Below are 16,373 nucleotides of genomic sequence, written 5' to 3'. Positions count from 1 at the left end.
AGTAAAACCAATTTTCTAGCAGGCGCAGATATCAAGGGGGATGAACGACGCGCATGCGTGTGGCTTTTGGCGACAATATCCGGACTATGAGCGAGCGGCTGCGGCCCATCGACTGGTTGTCGCTGGTCGAGAAGCTGCTGCTGGGTTTTCTGGCGTTGCAATGTGCGGCGCTGGTCTGGGCGGTACTGACGCCCGCCGGCAGCTTCGGCCCGTGGGAAGGGCGTCAGGCGCGCTTCCTGTCCGTCGCGGAGCGGCAGGCGCTGTTTTCCGGCTTCGACCCCTTTTATCGCGGCGGCCCGCAGCAGGCCGGCGGGGGCGTCGTGACCTCTCTGGCGCTGACGGTTTACGGCATTCGGTTGAACGAAGGGTCCGGGCTGGGTTCGGCCATCGTCGCCGGGCCGGACGGGGTGCAGAACAGCTTTGCCGTGGGTGAGGAGATCATGCCCGGCGTGGTGCTGAAAGCTGTGGCCTTCGATCATATCACCATCGACCGGGGCGGAGCGGAGGAGCAGGTGTTCCTCGACCAGTCGCAGCCTGTGCCGACCGCTGCGCCGGAGGGTTCGCCTTCACTGCCGGTGATGGGGATGGATAATCCGAGCGCCGATATGTTGAAACGAGATGTGGGCATTACCCCTCGGATGCAGAATGGGCGCGTCACTGGCCTTATCCTGACCGCCAAGGGGCCGGGTTTCCAGCAGGCCGGTTTCCAGCCCGGCGACATCGTCACCCAGGTCGACGGCCAGCCGGTCGGATCGGTGAGCGATCTTCAGGCGTTGCAGGGCAAGATCATGCCGGGCGCGCGTATTTCCCTGACAATCGAGCGCGGCGCTGCCACGTCTTCGGTCAATCTGACACTGCAAGGCCAATGACCAGAAAATTGCTTCTTTCCGCCGCCATGGCCCTCGCTCTGGCGGCTCCCATCGCATCGCCGGTCATGGCGCAGCAGACGCTGAACGTGCGCGATGCCGATATCCGGGCCTTCATCCAGGACGCGGCGCGGGTGACGGGGCGGACCTTCATCATCGACAATCGCGTGGCGGGGAAGGTGTCGGTCGTGACTGATCGGCCCTTGTCGCGATCCGAATATTTCGAGATTTTCCTGTCGACCTTGCGTGCCAATGGGCTGGTGGCGGTTCCGGCGCCGGGCGGAGCCTATCGGATTCAGCCGGCGGATGGCGCGGCGGGTCAGCCTAGCGCCGTCGGGCGGGCGGCCAATCGAAACCAGTTCGTGACGGAGGTGTTCCGGCTACGCTCCATCGATGCGGCGAGCGCGCTGGAAACGCTGCGGCCGCTGGTCAGCAAGGACGGATCGGTGACCGCGAACCGGGCCGGAAACAGCGTGGTCGTGGCGGATTATGCCGACAATATCGGACGCATCCGGCAGGTGATTGCGCGGATCGACCGGGATACGGCCTCGACCACCACGGTCGTGCTGAAAAATGCCGGTGCGCGGGAAATCGCGACCTCGTTGCAGGCTCTGGTGACGACGGGTGGAGAGGGGGCGGCGAAACCCGCGACCATCGTGCCGGTCGACAGCAGCAATGCCGTCGCGATCCGGGGCGATGCGGGCACTGTGGCGCGGTTGGCGCAGATGGCGCGGGAGCTTGACCGGCAGGCGGCAAGCGGGACCGAGATCCGGGTTTACTGGCTGGAACATGCCGATGCCGAAAAGCTTTTGCCGGTGTTGCAGCAGCTTGTCGGGCAATCGACCAGTTCGGCGGTGACGTCTTCAACGCCGGCGGCGGGAGGGGCGCCTTCGGCAGTGCCCGCTGCCGCTTCCTCGGCGCCGATCATGGCGAGTTCGGGCGGGTCCGGCGGCAACGGCATTTCCACACGTGGCCCCGCCATCGTTACCCGCTATGAGGGCGCCAATGCGATCATCGTCGCGGCGAACAGCGACGTGCAGCGGATGCTGGGCGAGACGATCCGCCAGATCGACACAAGGCGCGAGCAGGTTCTGGTGGAGGCGATCATCGTCGAGATCAGCGATGCCGCGGCGAAGAAACTGGGCGTGCAGTTCCTGATCGGCAGCACGTCCACCGGCTTCGCCGCGACCAACTATTCCAACGCTTCGCCCAATTTGCTGACGATTGCCGGAGCTGTGGCGGCGGACAGGCTGGGTACGACCAAGACCACGATTGTCGCGGCCGACGGAACGACCACCACGACCGAGACGCAGACCAACAGCGATCTTGCCAGCACGCTCCAGCAGGCGGCGGTCGACAGCCTGTCCAGCGCCACCGGCATCATCGGCGGCCTTGGCACGCAGATCGGCAAGAACGGCATTTTCGGTGCGATCCTCAATGCCGTGAAATCGGATACCAACAGCAATATCCTGTCCACGCCGTCGATCATGACGCTGGACAATCAGAAGGCCTCCATTCTGGTCGGGCAGCAGGTGCCGGTGACGACCGGCGAGGCGCTGAGCCAGAATTTCGACAACCAGTTCCGCACCGTCCAGCGGCAGGATGTCGGCATCAAGCTGGAGGTGAAGCCCCAGATCAACACGGGCGGCGCGATCAAGATGTTCTTGAAGCAGGAGGTGTCGAGCGTCGCGGGGCCGGTGTCGAACAACAACAGCGACCTCATCATCAACAAACGCGAGATCGAGACGACCGTGACGGTCGACGATGGCGAGATATTGGCGCTGGGCGGCCTGCTGGACGATAATGAGCGGCGGACGATCGAGCGGATTCCGCTGCTGTCCGATATTCCCGGCATTGGCGAACTGTTCAAGTCGCGCTCCAAGAGCCGGACCAAGACCAATTTGATGGTCTTCATCCGCCCGACCATCCTGCGGTCGAAGGAGGATGCGCAAAAGCTGACGCAGCAGCGCTACGGCTATATCCGGGGCATGCAGTTGCAGCGCAATCCGGATCAGGAGCCGAGCATCGATGAGCTGGTGCGCGACTATATGGGCGCGACGCCGCCCGCCGCCACGCAGCAACCGGGCGATGCGGTGGTGCAGCCGCCGGCCGAAATCATCGAGCCGACCGCCCGCCAATCGAGCGGCGTCGTGCGCCCGCTCGAACGCCCTGCAGGCGGAGAGAAACGGTGATTGAAGCAGCCGGACAAGAGCCTGATCCCATTCCCCCGCACGTCGCGCCGCGTGCGGTCGACATACCCTATGTCTTTGCGCGCAAGCATGGCGTCGTCATGTTGCCGCTGGAGGGAGAACGGCTGACCATCGCCGTGCGCGAGGGCAGCGATCCGCGCGTTCTGCTGGAAGTGCGGCGGCATCTGGCGCGCAGCTTCGATGTCCGTTTCGTCGATGCGCCGCAATTCGACCGGCATCTGTCGGATCATTATGCGATGGAGGGCAGCGCCGCTGCCATGGCGGGTTCGCTCGATGTGGGAGCGGATGAGCTGGATATTCTCGCCGCCGATATTCCGACCGCCGACGATCTGCTCGACAGCGCCGACGATGCGCCCGCGATTCGCCTGATCAACGGCATCATTGCCGAAGCGGCGCGGCAGGGCGTGTCGGATATTCATATCGAGCCTTATGAGACGGGCCTGATTGTGCGGATGCGCGTCGATGGCGTGTTGCGCGAGACGTTGCGGATGCCGCCGCATGTCGCGCCTGTCGTCGTCAGCCGCATCAAGGTCATGGCGCGGCTCGACATTGCCGAGCGGCGCGTGCCGCAGGATGGACGGATCGGGCTGACCCTGGGCGGGAAGCTGCTCGACGTGCGCGTGTCGACCTTGCCGAGCCGGGCGGGCGAGCGGGTGGTGCTGCGCATTCTCGACAAGGAGAATGCGGGCATGAACCTTGACCTGCTGGGTATGACGGGTGCTCCGGACCGGATTTTCCGGGAAGGTTTGCAGGAGCCCAATGGCATCATCCTCGTCACCGGGCCTACGGGGTCGGGAAAGACGACGACGCTTTATGCAGGGCTACGGCAGCTCAATGACGGGACGCGCAATATCCTGACCGTCGAGGATCCGGTCGAATATGCGATCGAAGGCGTTGGCCAGACGCAGGTGAATGCGAAGGTCGGGCTGACCTTCGCGGCGGGGTTGCGGGCGATTTTGCGGCAGGATCCCGATGTGGTGATGGTGGGCGAAATCCGCGATCGCGAGACGGCGGAGATCGCCGTGCAGGCTTCGCTGACGGGACATCTGGTGCTTTCGACCGTGCATACCAACGATGCCGTGGGCGCGATCACCCGGATGCGCGACATGCGGGTGGAGCCTTTCTTGCTCGCTTCGACCTTGCGCGCCGTCATTGCGCAGCGGCTGGTGCGGCGGCTCTGTCAGCATTGCCGGGAGCCGGTGCAGGCGGACAAGTCGGCCAGCGCTTTGCTGGGCTTCGATCCCGGCACGATCATCTATCGGGCGCGTGGGTGTGAGGAGTGCAATGGTTCCGGGTACAAAGGCCGGATCGGCGTGTTCGAGGCGATCCGGGTGGATGACACCATCCGGCGGCTGATCAATGACGGCGGCGATGAATCGCTGATCGCGCGCCATGCTTTCCTGAATGCGCCCAATCTGGGATCGGCGGCGCGGGCTTTGGTGCGCGACGGGCAGACCACGGCGGAGGAGGCCATCCGCGTGTCGCGGCGCGATGCGGCGGAGGCGGAAACCATCGCTGATGGCTGAGTTCGATTATATTGCGATCGACCCCGCGGGGAAGGAGCGCTTGGGGCGGGTCAAGGCCGACACGATGGATGATGCCCGTGCCCGGCTGGATGCGCGCAAGCTGTTCATCGTGCGGATCGAGCCGGGAGCGGTCGAGCGGGCGCGCAAGCGGTCGGGGTTGTCGCTGCGATCGCCGCGCTTGTCGGCCAAGGAACTGACGCTGTTCACGAGGCAGCTTTCGACGCTGATCCAGGTCAGTCCACTGGAGGAAGCGCTGCGCACCATCGGGCGGCAGAGCGAGCAGGCGCATGTGCGCGCCATAGTCGCCAAGGTGCATTCGGGCGTGCTGGAAGGGCGGCGGCTGGCGGATGCGCTGGGCGCGGAACCAAAAAGCTTTCCGCCGCTCTATCGCGCGATGGTTTCGGCGGGCGAGAGTTCGGGCAGCCTGCCGACGATCATGGAGCGGTTGTCGGATTTGATGGAACGGCAGGCAGTGATCCGGTCCAAGGTGCTGACCGCCATTGCCTATCCCAGCGTGCTGGCGGCTTTTGCGGTATGCGTGGTCGCGGCGCTGATGATCTTCGTCGTTCCCAAGGTGGTCGAGCAGTTCGATACGGTCGGGCAGCAATTGCCGTTGCTGACGCGGATGGTGATGGGGGTTTCGGCCTTTCTTGCCGGTTATTGGTGGCTGTTGCTGGTCCTGATCGGGCTGGCGGGTTTGGGCTTCTGGCGGGCGTTGAAGGTCGAGAATTTTCGCTATCGCTTTGATTCCATGCTGTTGCGTTTGCCGCTATTGGGGCGGCTGATCCGCGATCTTCATGCGGCGCGGATGGCGCGGACGCTCTCGACCATGGTCGCCAGTCGCTTGCCGCTGATGGAGGGGCTGTCGCTGACCACCCAGACCGTCCACAACCGGGTGCTGCGTCAGGCTTCGGAGGAGATCGTCGAGGCCATTCGCGGCGGCGGCAGCCTGTCAGCGGCTTTGCGGCGGGCGGGCGTGTTTCCGCCGCTGCTGGTCTATCTGGCGGCGAGCGGGGAGAGCGCGGGGCGGCTGGATACCATGCTGGAGCGGGCGGCGGATTATCTGGAGCGGGAATTCGACAGCTTCACCTCCACCGCGCTCGCCCTGCTGGAGCCGGTCATCATCATTTTGATGGGCGGAATCGTCGCCGTCATCATCCTGTCCATCCTGCTGCCCATCCTGCAATTGCAGAGCCTTACCGGGGCCTGAAGGAGTGTTTATGCGTAAATTCCTCTCTCTCCGTCATTCCCGCCTTCGCGGGGATGACGAAAATGATGGAGAAAGTGGCTTCACCCTTGTCGAACTGATGGTCGTCATCGTCATTATCGGCCTGCTGGCGACGATCGTGGCGATCAACGTCATCCCGGCGACCGACACGGCGCGGGTCGAGAAGGCCAAGGCCGACATCGCCACCATCGAGCAGGCGCTGGAGCAATATCGGCTGGATAATCTGACCTATCCGGCGGGGACCGATGGCTTGCAGGCGCTGATCAGCCCGCCCGCTTCACTCGCCCAGCCGCAGCGTTACCGGCGCGGAGGCTATATCAAGAAGCTGCCGAACGATCCCTGGGGCCACCCCTATATTTATGCGGTGCCGGGCCGGAAGGGCGCGTTCGACATCAGTTCGCTGGGCGCGGATGGCCAGCCAGGCGGCGAGAATGAGAATGCCGACATCTATTCCAGCGAGCTTTGATCGCTCCCCGTCAGGATTGAAGTCCTTGAGGCGTTCTGCCGAGCACGGCTTCGAGTCTTTGAGACGTTCCGCCGAACACGGCTTCACGTTGATCGAGCTGATGGTCGTGCTGACGATCATCGGCTTCATTTCGGCTGCGGTCGTGCTCGCCATGCCCGATCCGCGTGGCCGGGTGATCGAGGATGCCGACCGCTTCGCCGCGCGCGTTGCCGCCGCGCGCGACGAAGCGGTTGTTACTGCGCGCCCTATGGGGGTGTGGGTTTCGGCTTCGGGCTATGGTTTCCAGCGCCGCGATGGCGCGCAATGGATACCGCTGGAGGACAAACCCTTCGTCACCGCCAACTGGAAAGCGGGAACGCGGGCGTTGGTCGGCAAGGATGGGCGGCAGCAGATCGGTTTTGACGGCACGGGCCTGCCGACCGATCCGATGACGGTGACATTGGCGCGTGATGGCGAGCGGATATCGGTGACGGTCGATATGGCCGGGAAGGTGGCTGTCGGTGGGTAAGCGCGCCAACGGCTTTACGCTTCTGGAGATGCTCGTCGCGCTGGCGGTGTTCAGCCTTGCCGCGCTGGCGCTGGTGCGCTTGCAGGGGGTGACGCTCCACACGGCGGCGGACCTCGACAGCAAGGCCATGGGGCAGATCGTTGTCCGCAATCTGATGGTCGAGTTGCAGACCGATCCCGCGCCGCCTTCGCTCGGCAGCGAGGAGGGCGAGGTCGATAATGGGGGGCGGCGCTGGCACTGGACGCGTGAGGTCAAGGCGACCGATGACAAGCGGCTGTTGCAGGTTAATCTGGCGGTAGATGGGCAGGCGGGATCCTCGCCGGTCGTGCTGAGTTTTGTGCGGGTGGTGCAGTGATGCGCACATTCGCTCATGATGGGGCTGGCTTTACGCTGATCGAACTGCTGGTTGCGCTCATGATCTTCGCCATGTTGGCGGCGGCGGGCGTGCTGCTGCTCGGCAACAGCGTGTCGGCGCAGGCGCAGATCAAGCTGCGACTGGACGATATGGCGGCGGTGCAGCGGGCGGGCGGTGCTCTGGCCGCCGATCTGGGGCAGGCGGTGCCACGCATCAGCCGCACCGAGGCGGGGACGCTCGCGCCTGCCTTCTGGTCGCATCGGGAGGGCGAGAGCGTCCCCCTGCTTCAATTCGTGCGCGGTGGCTGGGACAATCTGGGCGATCTGCCGCGCCCTTCCTTGCAGAAGGTCGAATATTGGGTGCGGCAAGGGCGGCTGGAGCGGCGGACCTATGCGCAGGTCGATGGCGCGGCGGGAGATGAACCGGCGGCGCTGCTGGATCATGTCGAGAATGTCGCGCTGCGCTTTCGCGATGCCAAGGGCGATTGGCGAGACGATTGGGCGCCGACCCAGCCCGACCTGATGCCGCGCGCCGTGGAGATGATGGTGACGCGGACGGGCGAGCCGCCGGTGACTTTGCGCTTTCTGGTCGGGCCGGGTCCGGTGGAGAAGCTGGAAGGGGAGGCCGTCGGTGGCTGATCCCCGGAAAGCGAGCGAGCGCGGCGTGGCGTTGCTGACGGTGCTGCTGCTGGTGGCGGTGATGGCGGTGGTCGCAGCGACCGCGCTGGAGCGGCTGGCGCTGGCGACGCGGATGACGGGCAATGGCGGCGCGGTCGATCAGGCGCGCGCCTTTGCCGATGCCGGAGCGGAGATTGCGCGCCTGCGGATCGGTGATCTGGTGGCGGCCAATCCGGGCAAGACGACGCTGGCCGGGAACTGGATGGGGACGCCTCAGGCGATCGCCGTGCCGGGTGGGATGGCGACGGCGCGGGTGACGGACGGCGGCAATTGCTTCAACCTCAACAGCGTGGTCGCTGGCGAGAATGAGGCCGATCTGAAGGTCCGGCCCGTGGGCGTGTCGCAGTTCCAGGCGCTTTTGCAGGCGCTGGGCGTGGATGCGCGGCAGGCGCAGGTGGCGGCGGCTTCGCTGGCCGACTGGATCGATACCGACAGCGTGCCCCAGCCGGGTGGGGCGGAGGATGAGACCTATGCGCGGGCGGCGCGACCCTATCGCACGGCGAACCGCTTCATGGTCGATCCCAGCGAGTTGCGGGCGGTGAATGGAGTGACGCCAGCGATCTACGATCTGGCGCGGCCCTGGGTGTGCGCGCTGCCGACGGCGGACCTGTCGCCTATCAATATCAACACCTTGCTGCCCAATCAGGCGCCGCTCTTCGCCATGCTGATGCAGGGACAGCTCAGCGTCCCGCAGGCGCGGCAATTGCTGGCGCAACGGCCCGCGGAGGGATACGGCAGTACGGTGGCGTTCTGGGCCGTGCCCGCGCTGGCGGGATTGAGCCCGCTGGAAGAAGTGGCGAACCAGGTCAAATTGACGACGGGATTTTTCGGAGTGGAAGTGTCGGTGGATGTCGGGGGGACGCAGGTGGTCGAACGGGCGCTGATCGATGCGCGGCAAAGCCCGGCCATGCTGATACGCCGCAATTGGGGGACCGGCGCGTGAACCAGGCCGAAGGATTGATCGTTACTCTGGCCGGGGAGCCGGGTGCCGAGCCGCTGTGGATGCGGGTAGCGAATGGCGCCGTGGTGCAGACGGGTGCCGGGGCGAACTGGCTGGCGGCCTGCGGGCTGGCGGCGTTGCCTGCGGATATGACCGTGATGCTGGTGCCGCCGGCTGCGCTGGTGACGCTGCATGAAGGGCATTATCCCGATCTGCCTGTGCGGCAGGGACGGGCGGCGGCGCGGCTGGCGGCATTGGCGAAGGGGATGGTGCCCGCCGATCAGCTTTTCGCGGCCGCCAATGAGAATGACGATCCGGCAAGGCCGCATCTGGTCGCCGTGGCGGCGCGGGCCGATATGCAGCATTGGCTGCTCTGGGCGCAGCATCATGGGCTGGACCCCGATATCATCGTCCCTGCGCCGCTGCTGCTGCCGGAGTCGCAGCATGGCTTCCTGCGCGGGATCATTGGCGGCGCGCCGGTGCTGCGCGGTATGGATATGGCACTGGCCGGCGATCTGGCGCTGCCGGAGCTGATCGGTGATGCGGTGGTGCGGGATGTGCCGCATGAGCAGATCAATGCGCGGGCGATTGCTGCGCTGGACGATCCGCCGCTGGACCTGAGGCAGGGTGATTTCGCGAAAAGGGTGCGCCGGTCGTTCGACAGGCGGACGCTGGCGCGGATCGTGCTGTGGAGCGGGTTGATCCTTCTGGTAAGCCTGTTGATCGCGCTGGTTGGCCTGACGAAGCAGCATTTCGCGGCTAGCGGGCAGGATGCGGAAAGCATGGCGCTGGCGCGGCAGGTGGTGCCTGGCGCGACAGATCTGATTCAAGCGGAGGCCGAGATGGACCGCCAGCTCGCCGCTCGCGGCGGGGGGGGCTATGCCTTCACCGCGCCGGTCGCGGCGGTGCTGAACGCGATGCAGGATGTGCCGGGCGTGTCGCTGACCGCCCTGTCCCGTGATCCGGACGGCATGGTCCGGGCGACGCTAGCGGCGGCGAAGATGGATGACATCAACAGCGTGTTGCTGGCCTTGCAGGCGGCGGGCTTTACGATCACGGCGACGCCTTCGCAGGATCCCGGCGGGCGGATGCTGGCTGACATTACGGTGCGATCATGATGGAACGTCTGAAACTCCTCTGGGACGAGCGATCCCCGCGCGAGCAGTGGATGCTGGGCCTGATGTTCGGGTTGCTGGCGGTGGTGATCTTGTGGCTGGGGGTGTTTCGTCCGCTTGATGCGGCGCAGCGTTCGGCCCGTGATGCGCTGCGCGAGGCGACGGATCGCAATGCGGTGATCCGGGCCAAGGTGAAGCTGTTGAAATCCTTGCCGCGCGCAGCCGGGATCGCGGATACGGGCGTGCCGCTGGATCAGTTCATCGGGCAGAGCGCGGGCGAGGCTGGGTTGACGCTGGAACGGGCGCAGGCGCAGGGGGCGGATCGGCTGGACATGGCGATCGCTTCGGTGCGCCCGGTAGCGCTGTTTTCCTGGCTGGCAGCGCTGGAGGCGCAGGGCGTGAGGGTCGAAACGATGAGCGCGCGGCCATCACCGACGGCGGGCAGCGTGTCGGTGCAGGCGGTGCTGGTGCGGGGCGGCGGGCAATGATGGGTTTGTCGCTCTCGCGCCGGATACGCATGGCTTTAATCCTGCTCTTTGCCCTGGGCTTCATCCTTTTCCTGCCGATGCGGATTGCGCTTGGCATGGCCGGGCTGGAGCGATTGGGCGTCGCTGCGCGGGAAGTGCAGGGTACGGTGTGGAGCGGCGGGATCGACCGGCTGATGTTGGGGACGACTTCGCTGGGTTCGGTTCATGCCGGCTTGTCGCCTGTTTCCTTGCTGGTTGGACGGGCCCGGTTCGATATCTGGCGGCGCAACGGCGCGGCTGATGATGTGGCGGGCGCGCTGACGGTCGGCTTGGGGCGGATCGGCATCGATGACATGACGGGCGCGGTGCCGCTGGGACGGACATTCGCGCCGCTGCCGGTGAACAGCTTCGTCATGGAAGATGTGTCGGCCTGGTTTTCCGGCGATCGCTGCGGCCATGCGGAGGGGCGGGTGCGAGCGCAGATGGCGGGGCAGTTTCCGGGGCTTAATCTGTCGCAGGGTCTTTCGGGCTTGGCGAGTTGCGATGGCGATGCGCTGCTGCTGCCATTGGTGAGCCAGTCGGGGTTGGAGAAGGTCAATCTGCGCATTTGGCGCTCTGGCCGCTATGTGGCGGAAATGCGGGTGGAGACGGCGGACACGACCTTGGGAGACGCTCTGGCCAAGGCAGGTTTTGTCGAAGGCGGCGGCGTGCGCGTGCTGAAGGTCGAAGGGACGCTGTGATCCAGGCCTTTCCCGCCTTGCTGGGCGGCATTGCGGGAGCCATTGCCGGGAGCTTCCTGGCCACGCTCATCCTGCGCTGGCCGCGGGGCCGCGGGATCGCGCATGGCCGGTCGGCCTGCGACGAGTGCGGGCGGGTCTTGGGCGTGATCGACCTTGTTCCAATGGTGAGCGCGCTCGTGCAGCGGGGGCGCTGCAGGACCTGCGGCGCGCTGATCGATCCGCTGCATGGGCGGGTGGAGGCGGGGTGCGCGATCATCGGTGCGCTTGCCCTGGGCTTTTCGCCTGAGCTTGGCGGGATGGGATGGGCGTTGCTCGGCTGGCTGTTGCTGACGCTGGCGGTACTGGACAAGCGGCATTTCTGGCTGCCCGATGCATTGACCTTGCCGCTGGCGTTTCTGGGTTTCACCATTGGGCTTTGGACCACCGGGGCGACGATGGGGGATAGGGCGATTGGCGCTATGGTCGGTTATCTGGCGCTGTTGCTCGTCGCGCTTGGCTACCGGCGGTTGCGGGGGCGTGAGGGGCTGGGGCTGGGAGATGCCAAGCTGCTAGGCGCGCTGGGCGCCTGGTTCGGTTGGCAGGCCTTGCCTTTCATTCTGTTGCTGGCGGCAAGTCTGGGGCTGTTGGCGGTCCTGGCGGCAATGGCGGTGGGCCGGACGGTCAATGGCGCGACGCGTGTGCCTCTAGGGACTTTTCTGGCCGCGGCGGCCGTTCCGGGCTGGTGGTTCTCGGTGCTGGCGACCGGGGCAGGAGCCTGAGCCGCGCAGAGAATTTTCATGATGCGGTGAAACCCCGTTGACCCATAAGCCTGCTCTGCTTATAGCGCCGCCTCACCGCAGGGCGCCGCCTGGCGGGATGCCCATGGGGCGGAGTAGCTCAGCTGGTTAGAGCAGCGGAATCATAATCCGCGTGTCGGGGGTTCAAGTCCCTCCTCCGCTACCATTTTCTTCTCATAAATCAGCTGCTTGCGACTTGTTCGTTGCCTTGGCATAGGTTTGCGCTGCGGAAAATATGTGTAAGCCCCGTTAACCCCCTATTTTTTGGGCTTGCAATCCCTCGCGTGCGTTGCACTAATGTTGCAATGCACAACCAGCCTTGGGCTGAGGGAGGATCGACACTTTGCCCTTCCATGAAATGTTTGAGCCGGATGGTTCGATACGCTCCTGCTATGCGGAAGTGCAGAATTGGGTGGAGCGGACCGGCATTGCCGGGCTCAATCGTCGGATGGATGAGGCGGAGGCGATCTTCCGGCGCATCGGCATCACCTTCGCGGTCTATGGCGAGGGAGGCGATCCGGAACGACTAATCCCCTTCGACCTGTTGCCGCGCATCTTCACCGGGCAGGAATGGCGGGTGCTGGACAAGGGCATCCGCCAGCGGGCGCGGGCGCTGAACGCCTTTCTGCATGACGTCTATCATCGCGGGGAGATCGTGAAGGCAGGGATCATGCCCGCCGACATCATCTATCAGAACAGCGCCTATCTGGCGGAAATGGCCGACTTCACCCCGCCGGGGAAGGTCTACAGCCATATCGTCGGCATCGATATCGTGCGTACCGGGCCGACGCGGTTCGAGGTGCTGGAGGATAATTGCCGCACCCCCTCTGGTGTCTCCTACATGCTGGAAAATCGCGAGATCATGACGCGCATGTTCCCCGAGCTGTTCGCGCAGGGGGTAGTGGCGCCGGTCGACGATTATCCGGCGGAATTGCTCAAAAGCCTGAAGGAAGTCGCGCCGCCCGCTTGCAAGGGCGATCCGGTGGTGGTGGTGCTGACGCCGGGGTCGCTCAACAGCGCTTATTATGAGCATAGCTTCCTGGCCGACCTGATGGGCGTGGAACTGGTCGAGCCGGCGGACCTGTTCGTCGACAATGACCGGGTGTGGATGAAGACCACGCTCGGGCCGAAGGCGGTGGACGTCATCTACCGGCGCATCGATGACGAATATATCGATCCGCTGGTGTTTCGGCCGGACAGCCTGCTGGGCGTGCCGGGCATCTTCAACGTCTATCGCAATGGCGGGGTGACGCTGGCGTCGGCGCCGGGATCGGGGATCGCGGACGACAAGGCCGTGTATATTTATGTGCCGGAGATGATCCGCTTCTATCTGGGCGAGCAGCCGATCCTGGACAATATCCAGACCTGGCAATGCGGCAAGCCCGATGAATGTGCCTATGTGCTGGAAAATCTGCACGATCTGGTGGCCAAGGAGGTTCATGGGTCGGGCGGTTACGGCATGCTGATCGGGCCGAAATCGACCAAGGATGAGATCGCTGCCTATGCCGATCGGATCAGGGCCAATCCTGCCGAGTTCATTGCCCAGCCGACATTGGACCTGTCGACCGTGCCCACGCTGGGGCCGGCGGCGGTGGTCGGGCGGCATGCGGATTTCCGGCCCTATTGCCTGGTGGGCCAGCAGATCAGGCTGGTGCCGGGTGGGCTGACCCGGGTGGCGCTGACTGAAGGGTCGCTGGTGGTGAACTCCAGCCAGGGCGGCGGGGTGAAGGATACGTGGGTTTTGCAGGATTGATGATGGTGGACCTGTCCCTTTTCTTTCTCCGTCATCCCAGCGAAAGCTGGGATCTCGTGCGGCTATGCTGTGCCTTCTCGCCTGAGATCCCAGCTTTCGCTGGGATGACGGAGGTGCCTTCATGCTGAGCCGGACCGCCGAAAATCTCTTCTGGATGGCCCGCTATATGGAGCGTGCCGAGGCCACCGCCCGCCTGCTGACCATGGGCCAGCGCATGGCGATCCTGCCCGGCGCGCATCATCGCGACGAATGGCGCTCCGTGGTGCGGGCCACAGGCGCGCTCAATCATTTCCCCGAAGGCGCGCAGGTGACGGAGAGCGATGCCATCGCCTTCCTGATGCTCGACCTCGACAATCCCTCGTCCATCCGGTCCTGTTTGCTCAAGGCGCGGGCCAATGCCAAGTCAGCGCGCACCATGCTGACGCAGGACATGTGGGAGGCGCTGAACGAAGGCTGGCGCAAGCTCGACAGCTATGATGTGGCGGAGGCGCGGCAACAGCTTCCAGCGCTGATCGACTGGGTGAAGACGCGGGTGATGACCTTTCGCGGCGCGGCCCATTCGGGGCAGTTGCGCAATGAAGGGCATGATTTCCTGCGCACGGGGTCGGCGCTGGAGCGGGCGCAGATGACGCTCCGCCTCCTGGACGTCAAATATTATGTGCTGCTGCCCGAGACCGAGGTGGTGGGCGGCAATCGCGATCATTATCAGTGGACGTCGGTGCTCTACGCGTTGTCGGGCGCGCGGGCCTTTCACCATATTTATGGCGGCACCTATACACCCTGGCAGATCACGGATTTCCTGGTGCTGAACCGGCTGTTCCCGCGCAGCATCGCCTATTGCTACGACCAGCTTGCCTATCGGCTGAACCGGCTGGCGGGATGGCATGATGCGCGCGCCGCCTGCCATGATACCGTGCGGGAGATGGTGGCGGATCTGGAGAAACTCGACAGTGGCGAGATTTTCAGGGCCGGCCTGCATGAGACGGTGCAGAACGGCCTGATGAGCACCAACCGGCTGGGTGTGGAGATCGCCCAGGCCTATCATTTCGGCTGAGGGGAGGGCGCGGTGAAACTGCTCGTCCGTCATCAGACGACCTACCGCTATGAGGCTGCAGCCGGGCGGGTGGCGATGCGGCTGAAGCTGATGCCGGTCGATACGCCCGCGCAGAAGGTGATGGACTGGCAGGTCAGCGTCAATGGCGAGCCGCTGACCAGCTTCCGCCCCAACAGCTATGGCGAAATGGAGGCGATCTGGGTTCGGCACGACCGAATGGACAATGCCGTGATCGTCGCGGAAGGATTGGTCGAGACGCGGGAAAGCCATGGCGTGCTGGGCTGGCTGGGTGGCCGGGTGAATCCGCGCTATTTCCTGCGGGAGACGCGACTGACCAAGGCATCCGAGGGGATCAGGGCGATGGCGTTGAGCTTGCCCGATGAGGATGGGCCGCTGGCGAGGCTCCATGCGTTGTCGGCGGCGGTGAGCGATGCCGTGGCCTATCGCGCGGGCGTCACGACAGCCAGCACCACGTCGGCGGAGGCATTCGCGCTGGGGGCGGGGGTCTGTCAGGATCATGCGCAGGTTTTCATCGCCGGGGCGCGGGCCTTGGGGATTCCGGCCCGCTATGTGTCGGGTTATCTGTTGGCCGATGAAGGCGATGTGCTGCACGAAACCCATGGCTGGGCGGAGGCGTTGGTGCCGGAACTGGGCTGGGTGGGGTTCGATCCGTCCAACCGGGTCTGCGTGACGGAGCGCTATCTGCGGATCGCCTGCGGGCTGGACGCTGATGAGGCTGCCCCGATTCGGGGCTCCGTGACGGTGGCGGGCGATATCTGGATTGACGCGGACGTCCGGATCGCGCAGGCGGAGGAAGGGGTGGAAGAGCGGCAACTGCAACGTCAGCAACAACAAAGCACGCAAACCACCACGCAGGATTGAACAAATACGGGAGCCCGGTGGGCGATGACCTATTGTGTGGCGGTGCGTGTCGACCAGGGGCTGGTCATGCTGTCCGATACCCGCACCAATGCGGGGATGGATAATATCGCCCGCTTCCGCAAGAGCTTCACCTACAGCGTGCCGGGCGAGCGGGCGATCACCATGATGTGTTCGGGCAATCTGTCGATCACCCAGGGGGTGAAGGCGATGCTGGGCCGCGCGATCAAGGATGCAGCGCTCGATCCGGAGGTGGAGACGATCCTGAACTGTCCCACCATGCACCGCGTCGCGCAGATCGTGGGAGAGGCGATGTGCACCATGCAGGGCCGCTATCGCAGCACGATTGAGATGCAGGGGGCGGCGGCGGATGCCTCCATCCTGATCGCGGGGCAGCGCAAGGGCGGGAAGCCGCGGCTCTACCTCATTTATTCGGCGGGCAATTTCATCGAGGCGACGGAGGATACGCCTTTCTTCCAAATCGGTGAGCATAAATATGGCAAGCCGATCCTGGACCGCATCATCAAGCGCGAAACCAGTCTGGAGGATGCGACCAAAGCGGTGCTGGTGTCGATGGACTCGACGCTGCGGTCGAACCTGTCGGTGGGAATGCCGCTGGACCTGACGGTGATCGAGCGCGACAGGTTCGACTTTCGTGTGCGGACGCGGATCGAGGCCGATAATGAGGAGTTCCAGCTCCTGTCGCATAGCTGGTCGGCGGCGCTGCGGAAGGGGTTCGAGGATCTGCCCAACGTCATCGACTAGATTGGCTGCGACGGTCTGATCGTTCAGCTTCTTACCCTTCAAGCAAAT

The 16,373-nt window shown here is 64.8% G+C and carries 17 protein-coding genes and 1 tRNA gene; all 18 read left to right on the top strand.

Annotated elements, in window-relative coordinates; translation table 11 throughout:
• The first annotated feature begins 53 nt into the window (after positions 1-53).
• The 18 genes from VVT58_RS07540 (at position 54) to VVT58_RS07455 (ending at position 16,325) form a co-directional block, all read left to right on the top strand.
• Positions 54-869: a type II secretion system protein N gene (locus VVT58_RS07540; RefSeq protein ID WP_327753530.1), complete on the top strand. Its 816-nt coding sequence runs from the start codon at positions 54-56 to the stop codon at positions 867-869.
• Positions 866-3,058, top strand: coding sequence for a type II secretion system secretin GspD (gspD, locus tag VVT58_RS07535; RefSeq protein WP_327753531.1), 2,193 nt, complete (start codon positions 866-868; stop codon positions 3,056-3,058). The genes VVT58_RS07540 and gspD overlap by 4 nt, the downstream gene beginning before the upstream one ends.
• Positions 3,058-4,602, top strand: a complete 1,545-nt coding sequence (gene gspE / locus VVT58_RS07530) for a type II secretion system ATPase GspE (protein ID WP_087574167.1) — start codon at positions 3,058-3,060, stop codon at positions 4,600-4,602. Before gspD ends, gspE begins: the two co-directional genes overlap by 1 nt.
• A complete protein-coding gene (gspF, locus tag VVT58_RS07525) occupies positions 4,595-5,812 on the top strand; it encodes a type II secretion system inner membrane protein GspF (RefSeq protein WP_327753533.1) in 1,218 nt (405 codons plus the stop codon). Before gspE ends, gspF begins: the two co-directional genes overlap by 8 nt.
• Positions 5,813-5,822: 10 nt before the next feature.
• Positions 5,823-6,296, top strand: a complete 474-nt coding sequence (gene gspG, locus VVT58_RS07520) for a type II secretion system major pseudopilin GspG (RefSeq protein WP_327753534.1) — start codon at positions 5,823-5,825, stop codon at positions 6,294-6,296.
• Positions 6,297-6,354: 58 nt separating this feature from the next.
• Positions 6,355-6,804 (top strand): GspH/FimT family pseudopilin, encoded by a 450-nt coding sequence (locus VVT58_RS07515; RefSeq protein WP_327753535.1) that lies wholly within the window; start codon positions 6,355-6,357, stop codon positions 6,802-6,804.
• Positions 6,797-7,159 (top strand): type II secretion system minor pseudopilin GspI, encoded by a 363-nt coding sequence (gspI, locus tag VVT58_RS07510; RefSeq protein ID WP_327753536.1) that lies wholly within the window; start codon positions 6,797-6,799, stop codon positions 7,157-7,159. The genes VVT58_RS07515 and gspI overlap by 8 nt, the downstream gene beginning before the upstream one ends.
• Positions 7,159-7,797: a type II secretion system minor pseudopilin GspJ gene (gene gspJ / locus VVT58_RS07505; RefSeq protein ID WP_066555852.1), complete on the top strand. Its 639-nt coding sequence runs from the start codon at positions 7,159-7,161 to the stop codon at positions 7,795-7,797. The genes gspI and gspJ overlap by 1 nt, the downstream gene beginning before the upstream one ends.
• Entirely contained in the window at positions 7,790-8,779 is a 990-nt protein-coding gene (gene gspK, locus VVT58_RS07500) for a type II secretion system minor pseudopilin GspK (RefSeq protein WP_327753538.1), read from the top strand. The genes gspJ and gspK overlap by 8 nt, the downstream gene beginning before the upstream one ends.
• Positions 8,776-9,894, top strand: a complete 1,119-nt coding sequence (gene gspL / locus VVT58_RS07495) for a type II secretion system protein GspL (RefSeq protein WP_327753539.1) — start codon at positions 8,776-8,778, stop codon at positions 9,892-9,894. The genes gspK and gspL overlap by 4 nt, the downstream gene beginning before the upstream one ends.
• Positions 9,891-10,379 carry a type II secretion system protein M gene (locus VVT58_RS07490; RefSeq protein WP_327753540.1) on the top strand — a complete coding sequence of 163 codons (489 nt, stop codon included), beginning with the start codon at positions 9,891-9,893 and terminating at the stop codon, positions 10,377-10,379. The genes gspL and VVT58_RS07490 overlap by 4 nt, the downstream gene beginning before the upstream one ends.
• The gene (gene gspN, locus VVT58_RS07485) at positions 10,376-11,098 is read left to right on the top strand and encodes a type II secretion system protein N (protein ID WP_327753541.1); all 723 of its coding nucleotides are present in this window, start codon (positions 10,376-10,378) and stop codon (positions 11,096-11,098) included. Before VVT58_RS07490 ends, gspN begins: the two co-directional genes overlap by 4 nt.
• The gene (locus tag VVT58_RS07480; protein ID WP_327753542.1) at positions 11,095-11,856 is read left to right on the top strand and encodes a prepilin peptidase; all 762 of its coding nucleotides are present in this window, start codon (positions 11,095-11,097) and stop codon (positions 11,854-11,856) included. Before gspN ends, VVT58_RS07480 begins: the two co-directional genes overlap by 4 nt.
• A gap of 107 nt (positions 11,857-11,963) precedes the next feature.
• A tRNA-Met gene (locus VVT58_RS07475) sits at positions 11,964-12,040 on the top strand.
• A gap of 177 nt (positions 12,041-12,217) precedes the next feature.
• Positions 12,218-13,627, top strand: coding sequence for a circularly permuted type 2 ATP-grasp protein (locus tag VVT58_RS07470; RefSeq protein ID WP_327753543.1), 1,410 nt, complete (start codon positions 12,218-12,220; stop codon positions 13,625-13,627).
• Between the two features lie 121 nt (positions 13,628-13,748).
• Complete coding sequence (locus VVT58_RS07465) at positions 13,749-14,681, top strand: alpha-E domain-containing protein (protein ID WP_066555864.1); 933 nt, start codon at positions 13,749-13,751, stop codon at positions 14,679-14,681.
• 12 nt (positions 14,682-14,693) lie between these two features.
• Positions 14,694-15,563: a transglutaminase family protein gene (locus VVT58_RS07460; protein WP_327753544.1), complete on the top strand. Its 870-nt coding sequence runs from the start codon at positions 14,694-14,696 to the stop codon at positions 15,561-15,563.
• Positions 15,564-15,587: 24 nt separating this feature from the next.
• Positions 15,588-16,325: a peptidase gene (locus VVT58_RS07455; RefSeq protein WP_327753545.1), complete on the top strand. Its 738-nt coding sequence runs from the start codon at positions 15,588-15,590 to the stop codon at positions 16,323-16,325.
• Positions 16,326-16,373 lie beyond the last annotated feature (48 nt).

Source organism: Sphingobium sp. SJ10-10, assembly GCF_036038995.2.
GTDB lineage: Bacteria > Pseudomonadota > Alphaproteobacteria > Sphingomonadales > Sphingomonadaceae > Sphingobium.
Note: the sequence above shows the minus strand (reverse complement) of the source record. Positions and strands in the feature narration are given on the sequence as shown.

Excerpts from the sequence above, each read along its gene's own strand:
- VVT58_RS07490 (WP_327753540.1), top strand. The coding sequence starts at position 9,891 with ATGATGGAACGTCTGAAACTCCTCTGGGACGAGCGATCCCCGCGCGAG.
- gspD (WP_327753531.1), top strand. The coding sequence starts at position 866 with ATGACCAGAAAATTGCTTCTTTCCGCCGCCATGGCCCTCGCTCTGGCG.
- gspF (WP_327753533.1), top strand. The coding sequence starts at position 4,595 with ATGGCTGAGTTCGATTATATTGCGATCGACCCCGCGGGGAAGGAGCGC.
- gspG (WP_327753534.1), top strand. The coding sequence starts at position 5,823 with ATGCGTAAATTCCTCTCTCTCCGTCATTCCCGCCTTCGCGGGGATGAC.
- VVT58_RS07540 (WP_327753530.1), top strand. The coding sequence starts at position 54 with ATGCGTGTGGCTTTTGGCGACAATATCCGGACTATGAGCGAGCGGCTG.
- VVT58_RS07455 (WP_327753545.1), top strand. The coding sequence starts at position 15,588 with ATGACCTATTGTGTGGCGGTGCGTGTCGACCAGGGGCTGGTCATGCTG.
- VVT58_RS07465 (WP_066555864.1), top strand. The coding sequence starts at position 13,749 with ATGCTGAGCCGGACCGCCGAAAATCTCTTCTGGATGGCCCGCTATATG.
- gspJ (WP_066555852.1), top strand. The coding sequence starts at position 7,159 with ATGCGCACATTCGCTCATGATGGGGCTGGCTTTACGCTGATCGAACTG.
- gspN (WP_327753541.1), top strand. The coding sequence starts at position 10,376 with ATGATGGGTTTGTCGCTCTCGCGCCGGATACGCATGGCTTTAATCCTG.